This is a genomic window from Mitsuaria sp. MSU3D, from assembly GCF_056867975.1.
Genome location: NZ_CP200314.1, coordinates 4146995 through 4171796, shown reverse-complemented (window position 1 = coordinate 4171796; position 24802 = coordinate 4146995). Strand labels below are relative to the sequence as shown.

Sequence of the window (24802 nt, the reverse complement as noted above, 5' to 3'; positions counted from 1 at the left end):
CACCGATGTCGGCAGCTCAAGATCCGCGCACCGCGCAACCGTCGTCCAGTATCACGAGCCCGGCAACGATGCCGGCCAGCGGGCCGTCCACCAATGAGATCCGCGAGCTTGCCGCACACGGCCTCTACGACGGCGCCAATGAGAAGGACGCCTGTGGTCTGGGATTTGTCGCTCACATCAAGGGCCAGAAGGCGCACCACATCGTCCAGCAGGGTCTGAAGATTCTGGAAAACCTGGACCACCGCGGCGCGGTCGGCGCGGACAAGCTGATGGGCGACGGTGCTGGCATCCTGATCCAGATCCCGGACGAGTTCTATCGCGCGGAGATGGCCAAGCAAGGTGTCACTTTGCCCCCGCCTGGCGAATACGGCGTCGGCATGATCTTCCTGCCGAAGGAACATGCGTCGCGCCTGGCCTGCGAGCAGGAACTGGCGCGCGCCATCAAGGCCGAGGGTCAGGTGCTGATCGGCTGGCGCGATGTGCCGGTGGATCGCGACATGCCGATGTCGCCCACCGTGCGCGAGAAGGAGCCGATCATCCGGCAGATCTTCATCGGTCGCGGTCCGGACATCATCGTCCCCGACGCGCTCGAGCGGAAGCTGTACGTGATCCGCAAGACCGCCTCCAGCGCGATCCAGGCGCTCAAGCTGACGCACAGCCGCGAGTACTACGTGCCGTCGATGAGCTGTCGCACCGTCATCTACAAGGGCCTGCTGCTGGCCGACCAGGTCGGGAAGTACTACCAGGACCTGGCCGATCCGCGCGTTGTCAGCGCGATCGCGCTGGTGCACCAGCGTTTCTCGACCAACACTTTCCCCGAGTGGCCACTGGCGCATCCGTACCGGATGGTCGCTCACAACGGGGAGATCAATACCGTCAAGGGCAATTTCAACTGGATGCGCGCCCGCGAGGGCGTCATGAAGTCCCCCGTGCTGGGCGACGACCTCAAGAAGCTGTATCCGATCAGCTTTGAGCACCAGTCCGACACGGCCACCTTTGACAACGCCATCGAGTTGTTGACGATGTCGGGGTACCCGCTCGCGCACGCGGCGATGATGATGATCCCCGAAGCCTGGGAGCAACACGAGTGGATGGACGAACGCCGCCGCGCGTTCTACGAGTATCACGCGGCGATGATGGAACCGTGGGACGGTCCGGCCGCGATGGTCTTCACCGATGGCCGTCAGGTCTGCGCCGCACTGGACCGCAACGGCCTGCGCCCGGCCCGCTACTGGGTCACCGACGATGATCTCGTTGTCCTGGCGTCCGAATCCGGCGTCCTGCCGATTCCCGAATCGCGCGTCGTCAAGAAGTGGCGGCTGCAGCCGGGCAAGATGTTCCTGATCGACCTGGAGCAGGGGCGCATCATCGACGACGAGGAGCTCAAGACCCAGTACGCCAACGCTCGTCCGTATCGCCAGTGGATCGAGAACGTCCGCGTCAAGCTCGACGAGATCCCGGCGCCGGAGGTCACCGCGCCCGTGTTCCCTGCCTCCCTCCTGGACCGCCAGCAGGCTTTCGGCTTCACGCAGGAAGACATCAAGTTCCTGCTCGCGCCGATGGCCGCGAACGGCGAGGAAGGCATCGGCTCGATGGGCAACGACAGCCCGCTGGCCGTGCTCTCCGACAAGAACAAGCCGCTCTACAACTACTTCAAGCAGCTGTTCGCACAGGTCACCAACCCTCCGATCGATCCGATCCGCGAGGCGATCGTGATGTCGCTGAACAGCTTCATCGGCCCGAAGCCCAATCTGCTCGACATCAACGCGGTGAACCCGCCGATGCGGCTCGAGGTCACGCAACCCGTGCTGGACTTCGAGTCGATGGCTCGCCTGCGCGCGATCGAGCATCACACCAACGGCAAGTTCAAGCCTTACGAACTCGACATCACCTACCCGCTGGACTGGGGGCGCGAAGGCGTCGAGGCGCAACTCGCGTCGCTGTGCGCCGAGACCGTCGATGCGATCAAGAGTGGACACAACATCCTGATCATCACGGACCGCCACCTGAGCGCGAACCGGGTCGCCATCCCCGCGCTGCTCGCGCTGTCGGCCGTCCACCATCATCTGGTACGCGAGGGCCTGCGCACGACGGCAGGTCTGGTCGTCGAGACCGGCACCGCGCGCGAGGTGCATCACTTCGCCGTGCTGGCCGGCTTCGGCGCCGAAGCGGTCCACCCCTACCTGGCACTGGAAACGCTGCAGGCGATGACGTCGGAACTTCCGGCCTCGCTGTCGGCCGACAAGGCGGTCTACAACTACATCAAGGCGGTGGGCAAGGGCTTGTCGAAGATCATGTCCAAGATGGGCATTTCGACCTACATGTCCTATTGCGGCGCGCAGATCTTCGAGGCCATCGGTCTGAAGGCGGATCTCGTCGCCAAGTACTTCCGAGGCACGCCGACCCAGGTCGGCGGCATCGGCGTTTTCGAGGTCGCCGAAGAGGCGTTGCGCCTGCACCGCGCTGCCTTCGGCGATGACCCGGTCCTGGAGCACATGCTCGACGCTGGCGGCGAGTACGCGTGGCGCGCCCGCGGCGAGGAGCACATGTGGAGCCCCGACGCCATCGCCAAGCTGCAGCACAGCACGCGTTCGGGCAAGTTCGACACGTACAAGGAATACGCTCAACTGATCAACGATCAGAGCAAGCGTCACATGACGCTGCGCGGCCTGTTCGAGTTCAAGTTCGATCCTGGCCAGGCGATTCCGCTGGAGGAGGTCGAATCCGCCGCTGACATCGTCAAGCGCTTTGCCACCGGTGCGATGTCGTTGGGTTCGATCTCCACCGAAGCACACGCGACGCTGGCAGTCGCGATGAATCGCATCGGCGGCAAGAGCAATACCGGCGAAGGCGGCGAGGATCCGGCGCGTTACCGCAACGAGCTCAAGGGCATCAAGATCACGGCCGGCACGAAGATGTCGGACGTCGTTGGCAGCAAGGTGGTCGAGGCCGACTACGAACTGCAGAACGGCGATTCGATGCGCTCGCGCATCAAGCAGGTCGCGTCGGGCCGCTTCGGCGTCACGACGGAGTACCTGGTCAGCGCCGACCAGATCCAGATCAAGATGGCGCAAGGCGCCAAGCCCGGCGAGGGCGGTCAACTGCCTGGCGGCAAGGTTACCGACTACATCGGCTTTCTGCGCCATTCGGTGCCTGGCGTGGGTCTGATCTCGCCGCCGCCGCACCATGACATCTATTCGATCGAGGATCTGGCGCAGCTGATCCACGATCTGAAGAACGTCAATCCGCGTGCCGACGTCTCGGTAAAGCTGGTGTCCGAAGTAGGCGTCGGCACGATTGCGACCGGCGTGGCGAAGGCCAAGGCGGACCACATCGTGATCGCGGGGCACGACGGCGGGACCGGCGCTTCGCCGTGGAGTTCGATCAAGCACTGCGGCACGCCGTGGGAGTTGGGGCTGGCGGAGGCGCAGCAGACATTGGTGCTGAACCGCCTGCGTGGCCGCGTCCGCGTGCAGGCTGACGGTCAGATGAAGACCGGCCGTGACGTCGTCATCGGCGCTTTGCTGGGTGCGGACGAATTCGGCTTCGCGACGGCGCCGTTGGTCGTCGAGGGCTGCATCATGATGCGCAAGTGCCACCTGAATACGTGCCCGGTGGGCGTCGCGACGCAGGATCCGGTGCTGCGCAAGAAGTTCAGCGGCAAGCCCGAGCACGTGGTGAACTACTTCTTCTTCGTCGCGGAAGAGGCGCGCCAGATCATGGCGCAGCTGGGCATCCGCAAGTTCGACGACCTGATCGGCCGCGCCGACCTGCTCGACACGAAGAAGGGCATCAGCCACTGGAAGGCCAAGGGCCTGGATTTCACCCGCGTCTTCCACCGTCCGGAACTGTCGGCTGACGTGGCCCGCCTGCACAACGACCAGCAAGACCATGGACTGGATCGCGCGCTGGACGTCAAGCTGATCGAGAAGTGCCTGCCCGCGTTCGACAAGGGCGAGAAGGTGCGCTTCATGCAGGAGGTGACCAACGTGCGCCGCACCGTTGGCGCCATGTTGTCGGGCGAGCTGATCCGCCGCCGTCCCGAAGGACTCGACGACCAGACCATCTTCATCCAGATGGAAGGCACGGGTGGTCAGAGCTTTGGCGCCTTCCTTGCGCCGGGCATCACCTTCTACCTGATCGGCGACGCCAACGACTACACCGGCAAGGGCTTGTCTGGCGGTCGTATCGTGGTGCGGCCGTCGATCGACTTCCGCGGCGATGCGACGAAGAACATCATCGTTGGCAACACCGTGCTGTACGGCGCGACCAAGGGCGAGGCCTTCTTCCGTGGTGTCGCCGGGGAACGCTTCGCGGTGCGCCTGTCTGGCGCGACGGCGGTCGTCGAGGGCACGGGCGACCACGGATGCGAATACATGACCGGTGGTACTGCGGTCGTGCTGGGTCGGACCGGTCGCAACTTCGCCGCCGGCATGAGCGGAGGGCTCGCGTACGTCTTCGACGAGGACGGTCAATTCGCCAAGCGCTGCAACACCAGCATGGTGTCCCTGGACAAGCTGCTGCCTACGCATGAGCAGGAGGCCACGATGGACAAGGCGCTCTGGCACAAGCTCGGCGATGGGCAGGCCCGCACCGACGAGGCGCTCCTCAAGAAGCTGATCGAGGACCATCACCGCTGGACCGGTAGCCAGCGTGCGCGGGACATCCTGGACCACTGGGCCGAATCTCGCGCCAAGTTCGTCAAGGTGTTCCCGAACGAGTACCGCCGCGCCTTGGGCGAGATGGGTGCCGCCAAGGAAACCGCCGCCACGATTGCCCAAGCCAAGGCGCCCGCCGCCAAGGCCAAGGCCTGATCGTCACCGCATCGAAGATTCAGGAATTCAGGAGCGAGCCGTCATGGGAAAAGTCACCGGCTTCATGGAGTACGAGCGTCTGGAAGAGGGCTATGAGCCCGTCGAGGCGCGACTCAAGAACTACAAGGAATTCGTCATCGGCCTCAATATCGAGCAGGCGAAGCAGCAGGGCGCGCGCTGCATGGACTGCGGCACGCCGTTCTGCAACAGCGGCTGCCCGGTCAACAACATCATTCCGGACTTCAACGATCTGGTGTATCGGGGCGGAGATACGGACTGGAAGAGCGCCATCGCGGTGCTGCACTCGACCAACAACTTCCCCGAGTTCACCGGCCGCATCTGCCCAGCGCCCTGTGAAGCAGCTTGCACGCTGAACGTCAATGACGACGCCGTCGGGATCAAGTCGATCGAGCACGCGATCATTGATCGTGCCTGGGCCGAGGGCTGGGTGCCGCCACGTCCGGCGAAGGTGAAGACGGGGAAGACCGTTGCCATCGTCGGTTCCGGCCCGGCGGGTCTGGCCGCCGCGCAGCAATTGGCGCGCGTCGGGCACAGCGTCACGGTGTTCGAGAAGAACGATCGTGTCGGCGGTCTGCTGCGCTACGGCATCCCCGACTTCAAGATGGAGAAGAGCCACATCGATCGCCGCGTCCAGCAGATGGAGGCGGAGGGCGTGGTCTTCCGGACCGGTGTGATGGTGGCGCATCTGCCGGAGGGGTCCAAGGTCACGAACTGGGCCAAGGACGTGATCACCGCGGACGAGCTGACGCAGCAATTCGACGCTGTGCTGCTCGCCGGCGGCGCGGAACAGTCGCGTGATCTGCCGGTGCCGGGGCGTGACCTGGCCGGCGTGCATTTCGCGATGGAGTTCCTGCCGCAGCAGAACAAGGTCAATGCCGGTGACAAGCTCAAGGGCCAGTTGCGCGCCGACGGCAAGCACGTTGTCGTGATCGGCGGCGGCGATACCGGCAGCGACTGCGTGGGCACCAGCAATCGCCATGGCGCCACGAGCGTGACGCAGTTCGAGTTGATGCCGCAGCCACCCGAAGTCGAGGACCGGCCGATGACCTGGCCCTATTGGCCGATCAAGCTGCGCACCTCGTCCAGCCATGAGGAGGGTTGCGAACGCGAGTTCGCGATCGCAACCAAGGAGTTCCTGGGCGAGAAGGGCAAGGTCACCGGCGTGAAGACGGTGCGCGTGCAATGGGTCAACGGCAAGGTCGTCGAGGTCCCGGGCAGCGAGCAGATCCTGAAGGCTGACCTCGTGCTGCTGGCGATGGGCTTCGTGAGTCCGGTGTCGGCGATCGTCGAAGCATTCGGGGTGACCAAGGACGCACGTGGCAACGCCAAGGCAACGACCGAATTCAACGGCGGCTACAAGACGAACGCAGCCAAGGTCTTTGCTGCCGGAGACATGCGACGTGGTCAGTCGCTGGTGGTCTGGGCCATCCGGGAGGGCCGGCAGGCCGCTCGGGCGATCGATGAGTTTCTGATGGGAGACAGCGCGTTGCCGCGCTGAGCCACGGCGGACGCCCAAGTAGGCTTGCTGCCGCAAGGCAGCGGGCCTTTTCCATTCGTAGCGCGGATCTGCTGCGGCAATGCCTCCGGACAAGTGCCACCCATTCTTCAGGCGCCGACCCCCTTTGTCCCGAGTCTTCACAAAAGATGACCCGTCCCGAATGCGTTGAAACGCCCTAAGCGGCAATCACGCATTGCACAACCAGCTCAACACCGCCGAGTGCGCTGGGCCGCCGTACTCGGCCTTGCGCCCTCTTCCACGTCGGTACGTCCCCTCTTACCTGCGCCACGACAGCCAACTGAAGGCCGTCGTGTATTCGCGCGGCGCTCTACTTCACCCTCGAATCCATAGACATCGCCCTGTTGGGCAGTCCCAGGTGTGAATGTGTGGGGCTAGACGGTCACGCCCGGAAAAAAGCCCGGCGAGGGCCGGGCTTCTAGGGAACGTGGGGATCGTCAAAGGCTGCCGTTGGTCGGGGTCCGCAGCGGAATCTCGCGCCAGTTCAGGATCTTTATGCCGTAGTTCGGATCCTCCCCGGCTTCCTGGTTGCAGGTGATCTGTCCCGGCGGGCAGCAATCCTTGTCGCCCGGCTTGCAGATCTTCTCCACGCACGTGGGATCGTTGGCGGCGCAAGTGTTCTTCGAGCCCGAAGACTCGTTGGCCCCGCCGATCGTCAGCGAGATCTTCTTGTCGCCGCGCGTGAACATCAAATCAGTCACCGAGAAGCCAGGTTCGACGTAGACCGCGTTGTTGGCAAAGCGCGTCTGTCCGCTGCCCAGATCGATCATGTACACGCGACTGGAACCTGACGGGTTGCAGGGATTTTGCGAAGTCGGCAGCGTGGCGGCGAAGGCAACGGTACTCAGGTAATACACCGGATCGTTCAGCACGCGATAGCCACCCGGCAGGTCGAAGTACCAGCCGGCCTTGCTGTTGAAATCGATCACCGCCGGTTGCGATAGATCGGTCAGTTGGACCAGGTTGGCACTGGTGATGGGCAGACTGACGCCGGCTGGCAAATCGGCGCTGGACTCGACAAACTTGCCCAGTGAACCGTCGACCACCGCATACAGGCGCTGCAAATCCGTCGTGTTGATGTCGTTGGCGTTCAGCAGCTTGCCGGTGCCAAAGGCAAGGAATCGGCGGTAGGTCTTGGGATCGACGACCGGGACTACCTGTGTCGTGATTGACTGCGGGGTGCTGTTGGGGCCGACCGCGCGAGCGACCTTGACCATGTTGCTGAAGCCGCCGGATGTGTTGCGGAGATCCGCACGCCAGACGTTGCCCTTCAAGTCGCCGATGTACACGGATTCGACCTGCATGGTCGTCAGATCCTGATAGAAGGTAGACGGCTGGCCCAGGCCGGACGGCGAGGCCGCCGTGCCGTCATCGGTGATGTCGCCGTTGAGGGTGGTGATCAGCGCGCCGGTGCGGGCGTTCAGCACGTAGAGATGCACCTTGCCGGTGGCATTGTTGTATCCGCTCGACACCAGCACCACCCAACCGTATTGCGCGGTCTTCGTGATCACAGGTTCTCCGAACATGAAACCCATGTCGGCGGCGGAGAACTCCCACAGGACCTTGCTCGCAGCCACCGTTTCTGAATTGACGTTCGACAGGTCGGTCAGGTCCAGCGCATAAACGCGCTTGCCGCCCTTGCCCAAGCCGCCGACGACGATGGTGCGCCAGTCGGTGCCCGAGCCGCCGACCGTCTTGCCGAAGTCGACGTCCATGGCGGTCGGACGTGCGTCCACGAAGAAGCGGTGGTTGAAGCTGGGGTTGCCCAGCGAGGCGAGACCGTCCACGCCCGGGGTCGACGGCGTGCTTGGGCCGTCGAAGGCTGCGCCTGGAACATACGAGAAGATCTCGCGACCTGCGGTGTTGCCGGTCAGCGAGCCGTCGATCACGTGCACGACGCCGCTGTTGGTGCCGACCACCAGATAGTTCGGACGGTTTTTCTTCGCCACCACGTAAGCGCCGTAGCCTGGGTTTGCCCCTTCCGACAAGGTGAGCGATGGCGGCGCCACCACGGTGACCTTCGAGTTCACGATGTCACCGACCAGCGAAGAACGCGTGCGATAGGCCTTGGAACTGCCGGCGACGAGGGAACCCTGTTCCTGGCTGGTGTCGCCGCGCAGATAGTTCAGATAGTCCTGGGCATCGTTGCCGCGATACGCGGTGTTCAGCAGGCTGAACTGGGCGGCCGGGATGTTGGCCTTGCGGAACGGCACCCCCACGTTGGTGGTGTTGCTCCAGGTGACCATGTACCGGTTGGTGTCCCAACCGGTACCAGCCAACTGCGTCGCCAGCTTGGTGGAGAAGCGCCAAGCCTCCTCCTGCGTCAGGCTGCTGTTGCCATCGACGGCCTTCAGCGTACTGGCGATGACTTCGCCGGTCCAATCCTTCGCATCGAACTGCGTCGCGTAGCTGGCCACGCCGATCGAGGTGATCTGCTGTTGCGCGGTACTGAAGCCGGTTGAGTAGGCCTTCATCCGCGAGGCGATGCTCGTGAACGCGCTAGCCAAACCGCTGACCATCGTGTCGGCCTTGGCCGCGGTGAAGTACGTGTCCGGGCGCAACTGGCCTCCGACCGTGTCGTTGGCCGGGCCGGTGTGCCACCACGACTGGTTCAAATCGGTGGTGCGGGTCGCCGGATTGAAGTCGGCCGGCAGATTGGCGCCACCATACTTCGTGGCCAGGTAGTACTGGTTGTTAGTCTTGAAGGTCTGCAGCTCCAACACGTCCACCCAGTACGTCTGCACGGTCTGCATACCGGTGGTCTTGATGTCGGACGTGTCGGGACGAATGTCGTTCGTATTGGCCCAGTAGGCCATGCCCGCCATCAGGGCGCCGTTGTTGGTGCAGCAGCCGCCGTAGGGTTGCTGGCCTGCCAGGTTGTTGATGCCGGCCATCGTGCCGACGTAATTGGTGTACGTCGTCGCGTTCAGTGCGGTGTCTGCGGACACTTCAGCCGGCTTGGATGGCTCCGAATTTCCAGTGGCGCCGGGTAGATTGCGGTCCGCGTGAGTGTTGACGTCGCCGATGCCGAGGATGAAGTTCTTCTGGCAGGAGTATTGGATCGGATCATCCCAGGTGGAGATCACCGGGAAGCCATCGGCGTAGGTGGTTTTGGTCGTTGCGTTGGTCGTATTGGGCGCCGACCAGGTTGAGACATTGCCAAGGTTGCGGTAGTAGCGAAGTGCTGCGTAGTAGAGCTCGCCGACCGGGTCATAGGTCTTGTAGCTCTTGGATGCACCGAACTTGTTGAGGTAGTTCATCACCCCGCTGTTGGCGACGGAGCCGAAGATCGCCGAAGTGGCGCTGGCGTCGGCCGCGTCCGGATTGACAACCATCACGCCGGTCATGGCGTCCCACTCTGTGAGGGCATTCGTGGTCGGATCACCGCCCGGTATGGGTTGAGTCGGACCGACGAACTTTTGACGAGCGCGCAGCACGCCGCCGTCGCGCGATAGATTGCCGTCGTTCAGATAGCCGAAGGCGCTGAAGCGGATCTGATTCGAGTATTGCTGGATCAGGCCTTCGGGCTTGTAGCCCGAAGAATAGGGCCTGCAATTGGACTCGAGAAAGCTTGCTCCGAGCGTCGAATCGCAGACGCGCGGCCGAACGGAGACGACCCAAGACGTGGCACCGTTCCAGCTCGTGGCGCTTGGATCGAACGCCGTCGGGTTGCCGGAGTTGTTGTCTCCGCTGTTGGCGAAGCGCAGTTGGACGCCCATGCCCTGCACCCGCAGCTTGAGGCCGTTCCAGGTCGTGCCGTTCGAATTCTTCAGTGGCGTCGCGCCGGCGATCGTCGTGCTGTTGGTGATCGACCGGTCCGGGAAGTTGCCGGTGCCGCCTTGGCCGCTCGCATAGGCCTTTTCCAGCACGGTGGCGTTCGGTGTGTCGAAGACACGGAAGCCGCCCGTCAGTGCCCACCGGAACGGGTCGATGGTCTGCATCGTGGCCCAGTTCAGGAAGTTGCCGCTCCATTTGTTGGAGCAGACGTGTGCTGCCGCCTTGGCTGCGGGCACAAAGTGATCCACGGTGATCGCATTGGCGCCGGTGGCCGCCAGCTTGTAGTCGTAGCACTTGTCCGGGTCGAAGTAGCCCAGGTACGTCGTCGCGGGAGCATAGGTGCTGTCGATGTGCGCGTTGCCGACGGCCGTCGGAAACTCCACGGACAGCGCCAGTGCCAGGTTGCCAGGCACGGAAACCGAAGCCAGGACCGGCTTGTCGGCCAGCACCGTCTGCGCCGCAGCCGGGTACACGGCCACGGCGATCAGCGCCGCCGCGCCCGCGCCGCTCAGGCGCGAAATGAATCGGGAGGTGGACGACATCGAGGACCTCTTAATCCAGGGTGGTGAACGTGCTCTGATAGAACGAGTACGCGTTGTTGGGGCCGGTCACGCGCACGGTGATCCGGTAGGTCGGCTGGGGGGGCGGCGTCGGGGGGCCCTGTCTGCTTCCGAACGAAATGAAGTTGCCGCGCTTCTGGCAGGTGATCGGGTTGAAGGCGCCCGTGTTGATGCAGATCCGGTCGATCAGGTAATGGACGGTGATGCCGTCCGCGGTGGACTTGATCGCATTGCCCGCCGCTCCGAACCCGCCCATGCCGTCCGCATTGGTCATGTTCAGCATGACCAGGGGAATGCCGGAGGCGTCGCTTGGCAACATCCTCGCGCTGTAGTTCTGCGCCGAGTTGTCGTTCCAGCGCGATCCCGTTGCAGACAGCGCGCCGGTGGTCAAGGCGGTCGTGGCGAGACGCAGTCCACGCTCGGCCTGATTGGTCATGTCACGCTTGAAGCCAAAGAAGCCGACGCTGGATAGCGTCACGTTCATTGAACGCATGGCTGCGGCTGCGCCGATCAGCAGCACGGCGAGCGTGATGAGCGCGATCACCATGATCACGCCACGTTCGTGACGCATGCGGCGCGCCTGGTGTTCATGGAAGGAGAGAGTGCGCATCGGTATGTTCTCTGGAGAAGAGTCGGAACAGGCGCTCATGTCGGTGGGATCCGCTTCGGCGCGGAGAGGATCGCGTTGCGGATCGGGATCGAGAGCTCGATCAGCCGATAGTTCCGGCGGCGTTCCTGGTCATCGATGGCGACCGTCCGGGCGAAGCCGGGCAGTGCTGAGAACATCGTCAACGATGTCGGAGCGACACGGGGATCGGACTCTTTTTCGATACGGTCGCCGCGAACGATCAATGACAGCCGCAGCGCCACGATGCTGGCCATGGCCCCCTGTGCTGCTGTCGTGTTGTTGTTCATGGTCGCCGGGTCGAAAGGTGCCGTCGACGGCGCGACCCAGCGGTCGACAATGCCATCTTCGTTGTTGTCGACGCCATACAGCGCGCGCATGTCCATGACGTTCTCGGCCAGCGGCACGGGAACGTCGGAATTGGGGACGTTGTTGAACTGCAGTGCGTCGTAGGCGACGAGCTGCTGGCTGGCATTGATGCCGATCAGTTGGATCTGCGGCTGGTTGCCATTGGCGTTGCCGATCGGCATGACGTTCGCGGCGCCGGTTCTGCCGTAAGCGACGATACTGGTGAGGCCCACCGCTGCGGCGAACCGTGGACCGGCGAGCGGCAGCACCGTCGTCGCGGGAGCAGCAGCGAAGGTGGGGTCGATCTGCACGATGAGGCAGTTCAACGCGGTTTCCTGCATCATCAGCAAGTCTCCGGCGCGAAGTCCCAGCGTGTTGAACAGCGTCATCGAATTGACGGTGACCGTATTCGGCTGGACCTGGAGCGGCGATTCGCTCGTGCCCGAGGCGAAGGTCGTGACCTGAATGAGGTCGGAGCCACCCTGACCGGCGCCAGGAAACACGATGAGCGGAACTGCGCGCAGGTTTACCGGCACGGCAGCAAAGGGGGCGGGGAAGGCTGTCAGCCGAGGCAGGATCTGGGCGCCGTTGCGGGCGGCCGCCAAGGGACAGCCGAAACTTGCCCCTTTGCTCGTGAACATCCCGGAGCCCGCGCTGCGGATCTGCCGATCCAGGTCGTAGGCCATGTAGCCCGTGCCTTGGGCCAGGTCCATGGTCGTCGAGTTCTGGTTCTTGGACTGCTCGAACCTGGCCATGATGATGCCCAGCGCGCCGATCAGCACGAGGCCGATCGTCATCGAGATGAGCAGTTCGATCAGCGTGAAACCGCGCGACGCGCGGCCGGATCGAAGAGAAGGGCGGCGGGAAAGGGTCATGGTCAGTTCAGCCGCACGTTGGTGAAGTAAACGCGGCGGGAAACGTTGACGTCCTTGGCGCCGGCGGCCGTCCAGACGATCGTGATCCGCGCAACGTTCTGTCCTGGAAATGTCACGGTGCCGGTCGCGCCGTTGAGCCCTGATTGGGCCGGCGTCGCGACGCGCGTCTGCCAAGCCGTCTGGGTGGGTGGATTGGTGCTGTTGTAAATCCACATGTCGTTGGCCAACTCCGCAGCCAGCAGCGCAGCGCGCTGGTTGTCATCGGCGCCGGCTGCGGCCTGCGAGGCGCGCGCCATCATGGCGACCAATCCCACGATGCCGATCGTCATGACCAGCATCGCGACCATCAATTCGACGAGCGTCATGCCGCGGGCTGCGCGGCGGGAACGATGTGTCATGACGTGTACCCCTTGTTCGCCGTGGTGCAGCCTTCGGGCGTCGTGTCGGAGATCGCGGTCTCGCGTGCGCAGGTCCGGATCGTGCCGCCGAGCGTCGTCCACACCGACAGCTTGCGCATGTTGTTGACCGTGGCGGAGGAGTCGACCCAGTAGACGATCACGCCGTCCGCGTTGACGTTGCAATTCGCCACGCCGGGAATTGGCCCAGTCACGGGAATCGGACGACCGTTGGGGCCGAAGCAGACCGCGGTCGGGCCGTTGATCGTGAGATTGGCCGTGTTCTCAGTCATCACGCCGCAAAGCGCCGGAGCCTGCGCCGACGGCAGTGTCAAGACCGCATTCGGGATGACCTTGACGACCCAGTACTTGCCGCCTGCGTTCGCGCTGGAGTTCGTCGAGCAGGTGGCGTCGTTCGTACGATAGAAGATCACCGGCTGGTAAGTGCGGATCGCTTCCGCCTGGGCCATACGCAGGCTGGTTGCCAGCGAGCTGGCCGCTGTCTTCACCTGCGCGTTGGCCGACCAGCTGCGCAGTGCCGGAGCAGCCAGCGCCGTTGTGATGCCGACGATCGCCAGCACGATCATCAGTTCGATCAGCGTGAAGCCGCGCGCAGCGCGGTGCCGCGTTGTCAGCATGCTTCGCCCTTGGACATTACCCAGCGAGCGCAAGGCAACGTGTTGGTCCAGCCAGTCGGGGCGTTGACGGTGCTTCGCGTGTCCTGCTGGTTCACCGTGAAGATGAAATCCTTCAGGAGGTTGTCGGTGCTCACCGCCTGGAGTCTGAAGCTGTCGGCTGCGACCATGCCGTTGGCGCCGGTGCAACTGACCACGAACTTTCCGTATTTGGCGCCGGTGGCGCACGGCGGCGTGCCGCCATTTGCGGCCGCGTAGCTGCGGTAGTTCTGGTAATAGGTCTCCATGTCCGCCCGCATCGACGTCAGACCGGTCGCCGCGTCGGTCAGCGAGCCGCGGATCGCATAACTGCGGTAGCTGGGAATGGCGATCGCGGCCAGGACACCGATGATGGCGACCACGATCATCAGCTCGATCAGCGTGAAGCCCCGGCCGCTGTGGGGCCGGCGTTGAGCGGAAGAGGTCTTGAAGGTCCCGAACATGAAGCGCTCCTTGTTTCCGAAATTATCGACAGCGGCCTTCGGAAGGCGAGGCCGCTCGTCGTGCCTTGGATTCCGCCCGTCTCGCGACGACCTCCGAATGTGACGTCTGTCACGCCTGGGCGGCGGACCCCTGGCACGAATGCTCCCGGGGCGCCTCATATATCTGCACCCCGCCCCAGGTGCCCTCCGGCATCAATTCGGGCTTTACCCTATGATCCCGGCTCCCGGACGCCTGCCGCCCGGCATCGTCCCGGATCGATCCCAAGGAAATGGCATTCACTGATCCCAATTCATCCAGAAGCGTCCGCCCACTGATCGAAGTGAAGGATGTGACCGTCGGCTATGGCGACCGGATCATCCTGAAAGACGTCAACGTCACCTTGCCACGCGGCAAGGTGATGGCGCTGATCGGCTCATCGGGCGGCGGCAAGACCACGTTGCTGCGGCTGCTGACCCGGCAATTGCGGCCGCGCTCCGGACAGGTGCTGTTCGATGGGCAGGATCTTGCGCCGATGGACCAGACCCAGCTCTATGCTCAACGTCGCCGGATGGGCATGCTGTTCCAGTTCGGCGCGCTGTTCACCGACTTGAGCGTGTTCGACAACGTCGCGTTCCCGTTGCGCGAGCACACACGGCTGCTTGAACCCATGATCCGCGACCTCGTCCTGATGAAGCTCAACGCGGTCGGGCTGCGCGGTGCCCGCGACCTGATGCCGAACGAGGTGTCCGGCGGCATGGCACGTCGCGTTGCTCTGGCGCGCGCGATCGCCCTGGATCCGGATCTGGTGCTGTACGACGAACCCTTCGCGGGCCTGGACCCGATCTCGCTGGGCGTGACTGCGCGGCTGATCCGCGATCTCAACGACGCGTTGGGCCTGACCAGCGTGATCGTCTCCCATGACATCCACGAGATTTTCGGCATCGCCGATCACGTCGTGATGGTGGCCAACGGCGGTGTCGTCGCCCAGGGGACGCCGGACGAGTTGCGCCACAGCACGGATCCGCTGGTGCATCAGTTCGTCAATGCCGAAGCCGACGGCCCGGTGCGTTTCCACCAGCCCGCCAAGCCTGTCCGCGAGGACTTCGGTCTTCCGCAGGAGGCATCGGCATGATCGGTTTCGCCACTTCGATCGGGCGCGGCCTGCGCCTGAAGCTTGGCGATTGGGGCGCCTCGGCCCGGCTCCTCGGTACGCTGATGCTGCATCTGGGCGCCTGCCTGCGCCGCTTCTCGCTGGTGCGGGAGCAGATCTACTTCCTCGGCAACCGTTCGCTCTCCATCATCGGCGTGTCCGGACTGTTCGTCGGTTTCGTCCTGGCACTGCAGGGCTACTACACGCTGCAGCGCTATGGATCGGCGGAGGCCGTCGGCCTGCTGGTTGCCCTGAGCCTGGTGCGCGAACTCGGCCCGGTCGTGGCGGCTTTGCTGTTCGCTGGCCGCGCTGGGACCTCGTTGACCGCCGAGATCGGCCTGATGAAGGCCGGCGAGCAGCTCAGCGCCATGGAGATGATGGCTGTCGACCCGGTGCAGCGTGTGCTCGCGCCGCGCTTCTGGGCCGGCTTCATTGCGATGCCACTGCTCGCGGCCGTGTTCTCCGCAGTCGGCATCATTGGCGGCTGGCTCGTGGCCGTGCCGCTGATCGGCATCGACGCGGGTTCGTTCTGGTCGCAGATGCAAGGCGGGGTCGACGTGTTCAAGGACGTCGGCAACGGGTTCGTCAAGAGCGTCGTGTTCGGCGTGACAGTCAGCTTCGTCGCCCTGTTGCAGGGATACGCCTGCAAGCCCACGCCCGAGGGGGTGTCCCAGGCGACGACGCGCACCGTGGTGCTGTCGTCGCTGGCGGTGCTGGGTCTGGATTTCATCCTGACCGCCATGATGTTCTCGATCTGACGCGCAGCGCGCGATCCATCGACACCACAATCGAATTCAAGAGATATCTCGGAGTTGCCTGATGCAATCCTCTCGTTATGACGCGCTGGTCGGATTCTTCGTGCTGCTGGGCGGCGCGGCCCTGCTGTTCCTGGCCCTGAAGGCGGGCAACCTGCTGTCGTTGAACTTCCAGGACACGTACACCGTGACGGCCAAGTTCGACAACATCGGCGGACTGAAGCCTGGTGCGGCCGTGAAGAGTGCGGGCGTTGTCGTCGGCCGGGTGGGCACCATCAGCTTTGACGACAAGAGCTTCCAGGCGCGTGTGATCCTGAACATGAACCAGGGCGTCGCGTTTCCGAAGGACAGCTCGGCCAAGATCCTCACGTCCGGCCTGCTGGGCGAGCAATACATCGGCCTCGAGCCGGGTGCGGAAGAAAAGAACCTCGCCACGGGCGACATCATCACGCAGACGCAGTCGGCCGTGGTGCTGGAGAACCTGATCGGCCAGTTCCTCTATAACAAGGCGGCCGATGCGTCCTCGACGCCGGCCTCGGGAGAGAAGCAATGACCACCACCACCACGGTCGGGATCGCCGGAGCGGCCCGGACTGAACTCGCGGCTGCGCTGCTGAGTGCCACGCTGCTAGGCGCGTCGGCACCAGCGATGGCGCAGACGGAGCAACCGCTTGAGCGGCCCCAGACGTTTGCCTTGACGGCGCTGCCCGTCCATCAGGCCATCGAGGAGCAGCAGGCCGTAGAGCAACAGCAGGCTGACGAATCGAAGGCTGCTGAGCCGCAGGCCGACCAGGAAGAGAAGACCCAGGATCAGGCAGCAGTCGCGGCGTCCGCGGCCTCCGCCGCTGCGCCTGCGTCAGGCGCCTCGTCCGCTGAGCCTGCCGCGGCGGGACAAGCCGGCGCGGCTGCGGCTGCGGCCCAGGATGCGCCAGCGCCGGGCCCGCGGGTGCGCAATCGCCTGGACCCCTGGGAAAGCTGGAACCGCAAAGTCTTCAACTTCAACGAGAAGCTCGACGAGAACCTGCTGCGTCCCGTCGCCACGGCGTACTCGGACCTCGTGCCGCAGCCGGCGCGTCAGGCCGTGGACAACTTCTTCGGCAACTTCTCGGACGCCTGGTCGGCGGTCAACCTGTTCCTGCAGGGGCGCTTCAAGACTGGTGCATCCCAGACGATGCGCGTGGCCGTGAACTCGGTGTTCGGCATCGCCGGCCTGATCGACATCGCCACGCCCGCAGGCCTGGAGAAGACCTCCGAGGACCTGGGGCGTACGCTCGGCTACTGGGGCGTCAAGACAGGTCCGTACATCGTGTGGCCCTTGCTGGGGCCCTCGTCGTTGCGTGATTCGGTGACGCTGCCGGCCAACATCTACTACTCGCCGGCCTATCTGTTCGACGATGGCGAATACAAGTTTGCGATCTCGGCGCTTCAGCTGATCAACACCCGCGCCAACCTGCTGCGAGTGACCGACATGCTGGATGGCATCGCGCTGGACAAGTACACCTTCGTGCGTGACGCCTACATGCAGCGTCGCAACGTCAAGACGCACAAGGAACAGGAAGAAGACGATGACTACGAAGTCATCACCCCGGACGAGAAGCCGGTCAACCCTCAAGGCGATCGCTGAGCGACGCGTGAGAGATCGTTGAGTGTCGCAACAACCGGTAACGCCCATTGGGCGCGGCCGGTGAACCGGTACCGAACTTGCCGCGTTGTGATCCGGTCCGTGTCATGAAGAGAAAGAAAGGACAAGCATGAATGCCACCAAACGACTGCTGCTGGGCGCGATCGTCTCGATCGCCGCGCTGAGCCCGCTCGCCTCCTTCGCAGCCGACAGCTCGGCGCCAGATCAGTTGATCCGCGATCTGTCGATCGAAACGCTGGACGCCGTCAAGGGCGACAAGGCCATCCAGGGCGGCGACGTCAACAAGATCATGCAGCTGGTCGACAGCAAGGTGATGCCGCACGTGGACTTCCAGCGCATCACCGCAACGGCGGTGGGCCGCTTCTGGCGCCAGGCGACGCCGGAGCAGAAGCAGCGCCTGCAGGACGAGTTCAAGACCCTGCTGGTGCGCACGTATGCCGGCGCGCTGACGCAGGTCAAGGATCAGACGATCGCGATGAAGCCGATGCGCGCGGCGCCCGAGGACAAGGAAGTCATCGTGCGTACCGAGATCCGCGGCAAGGGTGACCCGATCCAGTTGGACTACCGCCTGGAAAAGCTGGATTCCGGCTGGAAGATCTACGACGTGAATGTTCTGGGCATCTGGCTGGCGGATCAATACAAGAACAGCTTTGCGCAGGAGATCAACGCCAAGGGCATCGACGGCCTGATCAAGTCGCTGGCCGAACGCAACGCGCGTCCCGCGACGGCTGCTTCGGGCGCGAAGAAGGGCTGACGCGATGCTGAAGCTGCCGTCGCGGCTGCGTCTCGAGAACGTGCCTGATGAATGGGTGCGGCTCGAGAGCGCGCTGCGCGCCGAGTTGGCTCAGGTTGGCAATGCCGCCGGACGCAGCGTGACCTTGGATGCCAGCGGGCTGATCGACTTCGATTCGGCGGCGCTGAGCTTGCTGCTCAGCGCGCTGCGTCTGTGCGGTCAGGACGGTTGGCAACTGACGCTTCAGCAGGCGCCGCGCGAGTTGCGCGAGTTGGCGCGCGTGTACGCGCTGGAACATCTGTTCTGGGCCGATGCGACGGCTCCCGCCGAGATGGTGTGACCTTCTGTCGCACTGAATGAAATCGGGCCGCTGATGCGGCCCGATTGTTTTTCAGCGTCGCGTGCCGACGAGCATGGGAGTCACTGTGCGTAACGCTTGGTGCGGAGGTTGCGTTTGATCTCCTGCAGCATTGGACGCAGGTTTTCGCCCAGTCGCAAAGCGACGCCGGTGGTCAGCACGTCCACGACGATCAGGTGCAGCAGCCGCGACACCATTGGGCTGTAGCGGTCGTAGTCTTCCGGGTGATCGACCGCCAGCAGCACCTGGCCCGGCAACTGCCCCATCTGGGCCAGCGGCGAGCCGCTGGCGGTGATGATGATCGTCGTCGCCCCCTTCTTGCGGGCGATCTCGGCGGCATCCATCAGGTCGCGGCTGCGTCCCGAGTTGGAAATGATCACCGCGCAGTCGCCCGAGCCCAGCATCGTTGCGCTCATCAGCTGCACGTGGCCATCGCTGCAGGCGAAAGTATTGGCCCCGAGCCGGAAGAACTTGTGCTGCGCGTCCTGCGCCACGATCCCGGAGTTGCCGACGCCGTAGAACTCGATGCGCTGACGCTGACGGGCCGTCTCGGACAGTGCCGCAATGGCGCGTTCGAAGGCGTGGCTGGCGGCGTCGTTGCGGTAGTGGAGCAACGCCGCGACCGCGTTGTCGACGACCTTCACGATCAGGTCGCCGGGCTTGTCGTCCTCGTCGACGGCGCGGTGCACGAAGGGCACGCCTTCATTGACGCTGCCGGCGAGCTTCAGCTTGAAGTCGGCCAGGCCGTCATAGCCGACACTGCGGCAGAAGCGCACGACGGTCGGCTTGCTGACATGGGAACGATCAGCGAGTTCGCTGACCGGCAAGCTCGCGAACGAGCGCGGATCGGCCAGCAGCAGCTTGGCGACCCGCTGTTCGGCGGGCGGCAGCGCGGGCAGCGCGGCCTTGACTCGTTCGAGCATGCTCATCGCTTCAGCATTCCTCGATCCAGGAGTGGCCGTCGCGCGCCACGAGCGCGCTCGAGGCGGGAGGGCCCCAACTTCCGGCGACGTAGGTGCGTGGTCCGGTGCTGTCCTGCTTCCAGAAGTTCAGGATCGGCTCGACCCAGCGCCAGGCCTGCTCCTGCTCGTCGCTGCGGACGAAGAGGTTGAGGCGTCCGGCGATGGCGTCCAGCAGCAGCCGTTCGTAAGCGCCGACACGGGTGTGGGCGAAGGCCTTGTCGAAGTCCAGGTCCAACGAGACAGGGCTCAGGGCCTCTGTGCTGGAGCCGCCCTTGTTGGCCATCAACTGCAGCTCCAGGCCGTCCTCGGGCTGCAGCTTGATGATCAAGCGGTTGGGACAGCTGCTGCCCGGGAAGATCGGATGTGGCACCGGGCGGAAGTTGATGACGATCTGCGCGTCCCGCGCGGCGAGGCGTTTGCCGGTGCGCAGGTAGAAGGGAACGCCTGCCCAACGCCAGTTCTGGATCTCCGTCTTCAGGGCGACGAAGGTCTCGGTGTGGCTGTCCGCGGGGATCTTGCCCTCGTCCAGATAACCCGGCACCGGCTTGCCCTCGGCGTTACCGGCACGGTACTGGCCACGCACCACGTCGCGCGCGACGCTCTCCGCGGTGAACGGCTTGAGCGCGCGCAGCACCTTCAACTTCTCGTCGCGGATCGCATCGGCGTCGTTGCTGGAGGGGGCCTCCATCGCAATCATCGTCAGCAGTTGCAGCGCATGGTTCTGGATCATGTCGCGCAGCGCGCCGGTGCCGTCATAGAACGGACCGCGTGTGCCCACGCCCAAGCCTTCGGCCAGCGTGATCTGGATGTTGGCGATGCTCTCGCGTCGCCACAGCGGTTCGAACAGCGCGTTGCCGAAGCGCAGCGCCATCAGGTTCTGCACCGAAGGCTTGCCCAGGTAGTGATCGATACGGAAGGCCTGCGTCTCCGAAAACACCGAACGCACGACGCGGTTGATCTCCTGCGCGCTGGACAGATCGTGGCCCAGCGGCTTCTCCAGCACGACGCGCACGTTCGCGCCGTTGAGGCCCGCGGCGCCGAGCTGCTGGCAGATCTGCGTGAACAGGTGGGGACTCGTCGCCAGATAGAACACGACGGTGTCTGCGTTGCGCTCGCCCAGCCACTCCTTCAGCCGCGCATAGTGGTCGGGCTGGGACAGGTCCATGCGGCGGTAATGCACCAGCTCGGAGAACCGGGCGAATTCTTCGTCGTTCGGCCGCTTGCCGGCCTCGACCTCCTGGAAGCGCTCCTTGAGCCATTCGCGATAGCGCTCGTCGGATTGCTCGTCGCGGGCGACGGCCAGGATGCGGCCGCCTTCGGGCAGCTTGCCGTGGCGGAACGCCTGGAAGAGCGCGGGCATCAGCTTGCGCCAGGTCAGGTCACCAGTGCCACCAAAGAAGACGAGGTCGAAGGACATGAGCGCGGCACCCCGCATCGGGGCGTAAGAGTTGTTGGCGATGGCTTGATGTAACGAAGTTACCGGAATTATGATGCCCCAGTTTCTTGGGCCGGTCAACGGCGCGGCACCTCGGAAGGCGGGCGCCGCAAGCAGTTCTAATACGGGTTTCCCTGTCGTCGTCGAGGGGCAAAGCCCATGCCTCCGACGCGTCCCGTCCGTTCTCGATCGCCTCAGGCGCCTACGCTCATGAACCAGCTCGAACAACTCAAGGCCTTCACCACCGTCGTCGCCGACACCGGCAATTTCAAGCAGCTGGCGCAGTTCACGCCGCGCGATGCCACGACGAATCCGTCGCTGATCCTGAAGGCGGTGCAGTCGCCGGACTACGCCCATCTGCTGGAGGACACCGTCGCCGCCAGCAAGACCGATGCGCTGGACTTGATCGTCGACAAGGTGCTGGTGGCCTTCGGCCTGGAGATCCTCAAGGTCGTCCCGGGCCGCGTGTCGACCGAGGTCGACGCCCGACTGAGCTTCGACACCGTCGCCACGCTGGCGCGCGCGCGCCGCCTGATCCAGATGTATGAGGACGCGGGCATCGGCCGCGACCGCGTGCTGATCAAGGTCGCGTCGACCTGGGAAGGGATCCAGGCCGCGCGCGAGCTGGAGCTCGAAGGCATCCACACCAACCTGACGCTGCTGTTCTCCTTCTGCCAGGCGGTGGCCTGCGGCGAAAACGGCATCCAGCTGATCTCGCCCTTTGTCGGCCGCATCTACGACTGGTACAAGAAGGCTGCCGGCCCGAACTGGGACGAAGCCGCCAATGCCGGCGTCAACGACCCTGGCGTGAAGTCGGTCGCCGCGATCTACAACTACTTCAAGAAGCACGGCATCCAGACCGAGGTGATGGGTGCAAGCTTCCGCAACATCGGGCAGATCCAGGCGCTCGCCGGCTGCGACCTGTTGACGATCAGCCCCGATCTGCTCGCCCAGCTGCAGGGCAGCGAAGCGCCGCTGGCGCGTGCGCTCGACGCCGACGCCGCCAAGGTCCAGGACTTGCCCAAGGTCTCCTTCAACGAGGCGGCCTTCCGCTTCGCCCTCAACCAGGACGCCATGGCCACCGAGAAGCTGGCCGAAGGCATCCGCCTGTTTGCCGTCGATGCCGGCAAGCTGGACCAGATGATCGAAAGCCTGCGATGACCGAGTTCCCGCGTTGCGACCGCAGCCCGACCTGGGCGGCCTTGCAAAGTCATTTCCAGCAATCCGGGCGCGCGTTCGACGTGCGCCAGGCCTTCGCGACCGATGAGGGCCGCTTCGCGGCCTGGTCGCTGCAGGCGCCGGAAGTGTTTGCGGATCTGTCGAAGAGCCGCATCGACGCTCGCACGCTGGAACTGCTGCTGACGCTGGCCCGGGACGTTCAGCTGGAGTCGCAGCGCGAGGCGCTGTTCAACGGTGATCCCATCAACGCGACCGAAGGCCGCGCCGTGCTGCACACGGCGCTGCGTGCGCCGGCGGGGCTGGGGCCGCACTCGGACGAGGTGCAGGCTTCACTCGCGCGCATGCTGGCCTTCGCCGACTCGGTCCGCGATCAGGCGAGGAGCGGCATCACCGACATCGTCCACATCGGCATCGGTGGCTCGGACCTCGGGCCGGCCATGGTCGTGCAGGCCCTGCAGTCGTATGTGCCGGCTGGCCTGACGCTGCATTTCGTGTCGAACGTCGACGGGCACGACCTGGCCCCGGTGCTGCGCGGTCTGGACCCGAAGACGACACAATTCGTCGTCGCCTCCAAGACCTTCACGACGCAGGAGACGCTGGCCAACGCGATGGCAGCCAAGGCCTGGTTCCAGCAGAACGGTGGTACCGACATCGCGAAGCACTTCGCCGCCACGACCAGCAATGCGAAGGCCGCCGCCGAGTTCGGCATCACGACGACCTTCGGTTTCTGGGACTGGGTCGGTGGGCGCTACTCGCTGTGGTCGGTGATCGGGCTGCCGATCGCGATCGCGGTGGGCTCGGCCCACTTCCGCGCGCTGCTGGCCGGTGCGCATGCCATGGACCAGCACTTCCGCAGCGCTCCGCTGGAAAAGAACCTGCCGGTGCTGCTGGGCCTGCTGGACGTCTGGTACCGCAACTTCCACGGTTTCACGAGCCGCTCGGTGGCGCCGTACCACCAGGGGCTGCGCCGGCTTCCGGCCTATCTGCAGCAGCTGGAGATGGAAAGCAACGGCAAGGGTGTCGATCGCGCGGGCAATCCGCTGAGCTTCGCGACCAGTCCGGTCGTCTGGGGCGAGGCTGGCACCAATGGCCAGCATGCCTACTTCCAGATGCTGCACCAGGGGACCGATGTGATCCCGGTGGAGTTCATCGCCGTGAAGACGCCGAACTTCGGCCCGGAGGTCGGCGGCGAGCTCCTGGACAAGCTCAAGGATCAGCACGTGAAGCTGCTGGCGAACTGCCTCGCGCAATCGCAGGCGCTGATGCAGGGCAAGACCGCGGAGGCCGCGCGTGCGGAGAAGGCGCCGACCGCGTCGCAGGATCTTGATCCGGACGTCTTGGCACGGCATCGGAGCTTCACCGGCAACCGGCCGAGCACGACGCTGCTGCTCGATGCGCTGACGCCATCGTCGCTGGGCGCGTTGATCGCGCTGTACGAGCACCGCGTGTTCGTCAGCGGTGCCGTGTGGAACATCAACAGCTTCGACCAGTGGGGCGTGGAGCTGGGCAAGGCGCTGTGCAACAGCCTGCTGCCGCGCTTGACCAGCGGCGATGTGTCGGGCTTGGATGCCTCCACGGCCGGACTGCTCGCCAAGGTGCGCGGCTGACCTACCTTCCCGATTCCCACGCAGTAGAGAACCCGTCAGATGAAGATCGTTTTTGATTTCGGCGCGGTGCTGTTCCGCTGGCACCCGCCGAGTTTCCTGGCCCGCGTCTGGGCCCACCGTGTCGCCGACGAAGTCGAAGGCGCGGCCATCGCCAAGGACTTCTTCCAGGCCTACAGCGGCGATTGGGGGGCGTTCGACCAGGGTCTGGCCGATGCGCCGACCACGGCCGATCGCATCCATGCGCGCACCGGCTGGTCGCGCGAGGACATCGTCGCCGTGATGGAGGCGGTGCCGTCGGAGCTCAAGCTCATCGAAGGGACCGCGGCGCTGATCCAGGAGTTGAAGGCACAGGGTCACACGCTGCACTTCCTCTCCAACATGCCGGAGCCTTATGCCGACTACCTCGAGCAGAGCTTCCCGCTGAAGGAGTGGTTCGTCTCGGGTGTCTTCTCGGGCCGCGTGAAGCAGTCGAAGCCGTCACGCGAGATCTTCGACCTCGCGCTTGAACAGTTCGGCGCCAAGCCCGAAGAGGTGCTGTTCCTCGACGATCATCCGGCCAACATTGCGGCAGCAAAGGAACTCGGCTGGCACACACACCTGTTCACGACGCCGGAACTGGCGCGGGAAGACCTGGTGCGTCGGGAACTGCTTCCGGCTTGAAGGACGTCGGCTGGCGCGCAGCCCGCGCGTGAAGCGGCCTACTTCGAGGCGTCGTCCTCGTCGATCGTCGTCGGCGGCGCGGCCACGCGGAAAGATTCGTCGGACCAGTGGCCCAGATCGATCTGGCGGCATCGCTCGCTGCAGAACGGGCGCCAGAGATTGCTTGGTGCGAACAGGCTGTCACCGCCGCAGGTCGGGCAGGGCACGATGCGGGGCGCCGGCGTGGCGGGGATGAATTTCTCGGTCATGACGAATTCGGAACTGCGGCGTGCGGCGGGGCGCATTCAGCGCCGA

The 24802-nt window shown here is 64.6% G+C and carries 20 protein-coding genes; 11 read left to right on the top strand and 9 right to left on the bottom strand.

Going from position 1 to position 24802, the window contains the following annotated elements; translation table 11 throughout:
- The first annotated feature begins 68 nt into the window (after positions 1-68).
- On the top strand, positions 69-4814 hold the full coding sequence (locus AC1VNM_RS18380) for a glutamate synthase-related protein (protein ID WP_483109303.1): 4746 nt from the start codon (positions 69-71) through the stop codon (positions 4812-4814).
- A 43-nt stretch (positions 4815-4857) separates the two neighbouring features.
- Positions 4858-6333, top strand: a complete 1476-nt coding sequence (locus tag AC1VNM_RS18375) for a glutamate synthase subunit beta (RefSeq protein WP_483107863.1) — start codon at positions 4858-4860, stop codon at positions 6331-6333.
- A gap of 455 nt (positions 6334-6788) precedes the next feature.
- Here the strand turns inward: AC1VNM_RS18375 and AC1VNM_RS18370 are convergent, their stop codons facing one another.
- Genes AC1VNM_RS18370 through AC1VNM_RS18345 form a run of 6 tightly spaced genes read right to left on the bottom strand, consistent with a single transcriptional unit; the run spans position 6789 to position 14048 of the window.
- Positions 6789-10670, bottom strand: a complete 3882-nt coding sequence (locus AC1VNM_RS18370; RefSeq protein ID WP_483107862.1) for a pilus assembly protein — start codon at positions 10668-10670, stop codon at positions 6789-6791.
- Positions 10671-10680: 10 nt separating this feature from the next.
- Positions 10681-11337, bottom strand: coding sequence for a pilus assembly PilX family protein (locus AC1VNM_RS18365; protein WP_483107861.1), 657 nt, complete (start codon positions 11335-11337; stop codon positions 10681-10683).
- Positions 11334-12536 carry a PilW family protein gene (locus AC1VNM_RS18360; RefSeq protein WP_483107860.1) on the bottom strand — a complete coding sequence of 401 codons (1203 nt, stop codon included), beginning with the start codon at positions 12534-12536 and terminating at the stop codon, positions 11334-11336. The genes AC1VNM_RS18365 and AC1VNM_RS18360 overlap by 4 nt, the downstream gene beginning before the upstream one ends.
- Positions 12537-12538: 2 nt before the next feature.
- Positions 12539-12934, bottom strand: a complete 396-nt coding sequence (locus tag AC1VNM_RS18355; protein ID WP_377160117.1) for a type IV pilus modification PilV family protein — start codon at positions 12932-12934, stop codon at positions 12539-12541.
- A complete protein-coding gene (locus AC1VNM_RS18350; RefSeq protein ID WP_431100221.1) occupies positions 12931-13569 on the bottom strand; it encodes a GspH/FimT family pseudopilin in 639 nt (212 codons plus the stop codon). The genes AC1VNM_RS18355 and AC1VNM_RS18350 overlap by 4 nt, the downstream gene beginning before the upstream one ends.
- Positions 13563-14048, bottom strand: a complete 486-nt coding sequence (locus tag AC1VNM_RS18345) for a type IV pilin protein (protein WP_483107859.1) — start codon at positions 14046-14048, stop codon at positions 13563-13565. The genes AC1VNM_RS18350 and AC1VNM_RS18345 overlap by 7 nt, the downstream gene beginning before the upstream one ends.
- A gap of 269 nt (positions 14049-14317) precedes the next feature.
- On the opposite strand from AC1VNM_RS18345, the gene AC1VNM_RS18340 reads away from it, so the two are divergent.
- The 6 genes from AC1VNM_RS18340 (at position 14318) to AC1VNM_RS18315 (ending at position 18647) form a co-directional block, all read left to right on the top strand.
- Complete coding sequence (locus tag AC1VNM_RS18340) at positions 14318-15160, top strand: ABC transporter ATP-binding protein (protein WP_483107858.1); 843 nt, start codon at positions 14318-14320, stop codon at positions 15158-15160.
- Complete coding sequence (mlaE, locus tag AC1VNM_RS18335; RefSeq protein WP_377160125.1) at positions 15157-15936, top strand: lipid asymmetry maintenance ABC transporter permease subunit MlaE; 780 nt, start codon at positions 15157-15159, stop codon at positions 15934-15936. The genes AC1VNM_RS18340 and mlaE overlap by 4 nt, the downstream gene beginning before the upstream one ends.
- A gap of 61 nt (positions 15937-15997) precedes the next feature.
- Complete coding sequence (gene mlaD / locus AC1VNM_RS18330; RefSeq protein WP_377160127.1) at positions 15998-16486, top strand: outer membrane lipid asymmetry maintenance protein MlaD; 489 nt, start codon at positions 15998-16000, stop codon at positions 16484-16486.
- Positions 16483-17556 carry an MlaA family lipoprotein gene (locus AC1VNM_RS18325; RefSeq protein WP_483107857.1) on the top strand — a complete coding sequence of 358 codons (1074 nt, stop codon included), beginning with the start codon at positions 16483-16485 and terminating at the stop codon, positions 17554-17556. The genes mlaD and AC1VNM_RS18325 overlap by 4 nt, the downstream gene beginning before the upstream one ends.
- A gap of 127 nt (positions 17557-17683) precedes the next feature.
- The gene (locus AC1VNM_RS18320; RefSeq protein WP_483107856.1) at positions 17684-18328 is read left to right on the top strand and encodes an MlaC/ttg2D family ABC transporter substrate-binding protein; all 645 of its coding nucleotides are present in this window, start codon (positions 17684-17686) and stop codon (positions 18326-18328) included.
- A gap of 4 nt (positions 18329-18332) precedes the next feature.
- On the top strand, positions 18333-18647 hold the full coding sequence (locus AC1VNM_RS18315) for an STAS domain-containing protein (protein WP_377160133.1): 315 nt from the start codon (positions 18333-18335) through the stop codon (positions 18645-18647).
- A gap of 80 nt (positions 18648-18727) precedes the next feature.
- Here AC1VNM_RS18315 and AC1VNM_RS18310 read toward each other — a convergent pair whose 3' ends face one another.
- Together AC1VNM_RS18310 and zwf are read right to left on the bottom strand one after the other, a co-directional pair.
- Positions 18728-19588, bottom strand: a complete 861-nt coding sequence (locus tag AC1VNM_RS18310; protein ID WP_377160135.1) for a MurR/RpiR family transcriptional regulator — start codon at positions 19586-19588, stop codon at positions 18728-18730.
- Positions 19589-19598: 10 nt separating this feature from the next.
- Entirely contained in the window at positions 19599-21044 is a 1446-nt protein-coding gene (gene zwf / locus AC1VNM_RS18305) for a glucose-6-phosphate dehydrogenase (RefSeq protein WP_483107855.1), read from the bottom strand.
- 228 nt (positions 21045-21272) lie between these two features.
- Here zwf and tal point away from each other — a divergent pair, with 228 nt between their 5' ends.
- The 3 genes from tal to AC1VNM_RS18290 are packed head-to-tail and all read left to right on the top strand — an operon-like array spanning position 21273 to position 24508.
- On the top strand, positions 21273-22223 hold the full coding sequence (gene tal, locus AC1VNM_RS18300; protein WP_431100211.1) for a transaldolase: 951 nt from the start codon (positions 21273-21275) through the stop codon (positions 22221-22223).
- Positions 22220-23848, top strand: coding sequence for a glucose-6-phosphate isomerase (gene pgi, locus AC1VNM_RS18295; RefSeq protein ID WP_483107854.1), 1629 nt, complete (start codon positions 22220-22222; stop codon positions 23846-23848). The genes tal and pgi overlap by 4 nt, the downstream gene beginning before the upstream one ends.
- 39 nt (positions 23849-23887) lie before the next feature.
- Positions 23888-24508: an HAD family hydrolase gene (locus tag AC1VNM_RS18290; protein ID WP_483107853.1), complete on the top strand. Its 621-nt coding sequence runs from the start codon at positions 23888-23890 to the stop codon at positions 24506-24508.
- Between the two features lie 38 nt (positions 24509-24546).
- Here AC1VNM_RS18290 and AC1VNM_RS18285 read toward each other — a convergent pair whose 3' ends face one another.
- Positions 24547-24756 (bottom strand): DNA gyrase inhibitor YacG, encoded by a 210-nt coding sequence (locus AC1VNM_RS18285; protein ID WP_377160145.1) that lies wholly within the window; start codon positions 24754-24756, stop codon positions 24547-24549.
- Positions 24757-24802: the final 46 nt, after the last annotated feature.

What these genes read in the sequence shown, in the direction of transcription:
- AC1VNM_RS18380 (WP_483109303.1), top strand. Translation starts at nt 69, where the DNA reads ATGCCGGCCAGCGGGCCGTCCACCAATGAGATCCGCGAGCTTGCCGCA.
- AC1VNM_RS18375 (WP_483107863.1), top strand. Translation starts at nt 4,858, where the DNA reads ATGGGAAAAGTCACCGGCTTCATGGAGTACGAGCGTCTGGAAGAGGGC.
- AC1VNM_RS18370 (WP_483107862.1), bottom strand. Translation starts at nt 10,670, where the DNA reads ATGTCGTCCACCTCCCGATTCATTTCGCGCCTGAGCGGCGCGGGCGCG.
- AC1VNM_RS18365 (WP_483107861.1), bottom strand. Translation starts at nt 11,337, where the DNA reads ATGAGCGCCTGTTCCGACTCTTCTCCAGAGAACATACCGATGCGCACT.
- AC1VNM_RS18360 (WP_483107860.1), bottom strand. Translation starts at nt 12,536, where the DNA reads ATGACCCTTTCCCGCCGCCCTTCTCTTCGATCCGGCCGCGCGTCGCGC.
- AC1VNM_RS18355 (WP_377160117.1), bottom strand. Translation starts at nt 12,934, where the DNA reads ATGACACATCGTTCCCGCCGCGCAGCCCGCGGCATGACGCTCGTCGAA.
- AC1VNM_RS18350 (WP_431100221.1), bottom strand. Translation starts at nt 13,569, where the DNA reads ATGCTGACAACGCGGCACCGCGCTGCGCGCGGCTTCACGCTGATCGAA.
- AC1VNM_RS18345 (WP_483107859.1), bottom strand. Translation starts at nt 14,048, where the DNA reads ATGTTCGGGACCTTCAAGACCTCTTCCGCTCAACGCCGGCCCCACAGC.
- AC1VNM_RS18340 (WP_483107858.1), top strand. Translation starts at nt 14,318, where the DNA reads ATGGCATTCACTGATCCCAATTCATCCAGAAGCGTCCGCCCACTGATC.
- mlaE (WP_377160125.1), top strand. Translation starts at nt 15,157, where the DNA reads ATGATCGGTTTCGCCACTTCGATCGGGCGCGGCCTGCGCCTGAAGCTT.
- mlaD (WP_377160127.1), top strand. Translation starts at nt 15,998, where the DNA reads ATGCAATCCTCTCGTTATGACGCGCTGGTCGGATTCTTCGTGCTGCTG.
- AC1VNM_RS18325 (WP_483107857.1), top strand. Translation starts at nt 16,483, where the DNA reads ATGACCACCACCACCACGGTCGGGATCGCCGGAGCGGCCCGGACTGAA.
- AC1VNM_RS18320 (WP_483107856.1), top strand. Translation starts at nt 17,684, where the DNA reads ATGAATGCCACCAAACGACTGCTGCTGGGCGCGATCGTCTCGATCGCC.
- AC1VNM_RS18315 (WP_377160133.1), top strand. Translation starts at nt 18,333, where the DNA reads ATGCTGAAGCTGCCGTCGCGGCTGCGTCTCGAGAACGTGCCTGATGAA.
- AC1VNM_RS18310 (WP_377160135.1), bottom strand. Translation starts at nt 19,588, where the DNA reads ATGCTCGAACGAGTCAAGGCCGCGCTGCCCGCGCTGCCGCCCGCCGAA.
- zwf (WP_483107855.1), bottom strand. Translation starts at nt 21,044, where the DNA reads ATGTCCTTCGACCTCGTCTTCTTTGGTGGCACTGGTGACCTGACCTGG.
- tal (WP_431100211.1), top strand. Translation starts at nt 21,273, where the DNA reads ATGAACCAGCTCGAACAACTCAAGGCCTTCACCACCGTCGTCGCCGAC.
- pgi (WP_483107854.1), top strand. Translation starts at nt 22,220, where the DNA reads ATGACCGAGTTCCCGCGTTGCGACCGCAGCCCGACCTGGGCGGCCTTG.
- AC1VNM_RS18290 (WP_483107853.1), top strand. Translation starts at nt 23,888, where the DNA reads ATGAAGATCGTTTTTGATTTCGGCGCGGTGCTGTTCCGCTGGCACCCG.
- AC1VNM_RS18285 (WP_377160145.1), bottom strand. Translation starts at nt 24,756, where the DNA reads ATGACCGAGAAATTCATCCCCGCCACGCCGGCGCCCCGCATCGTGCCC.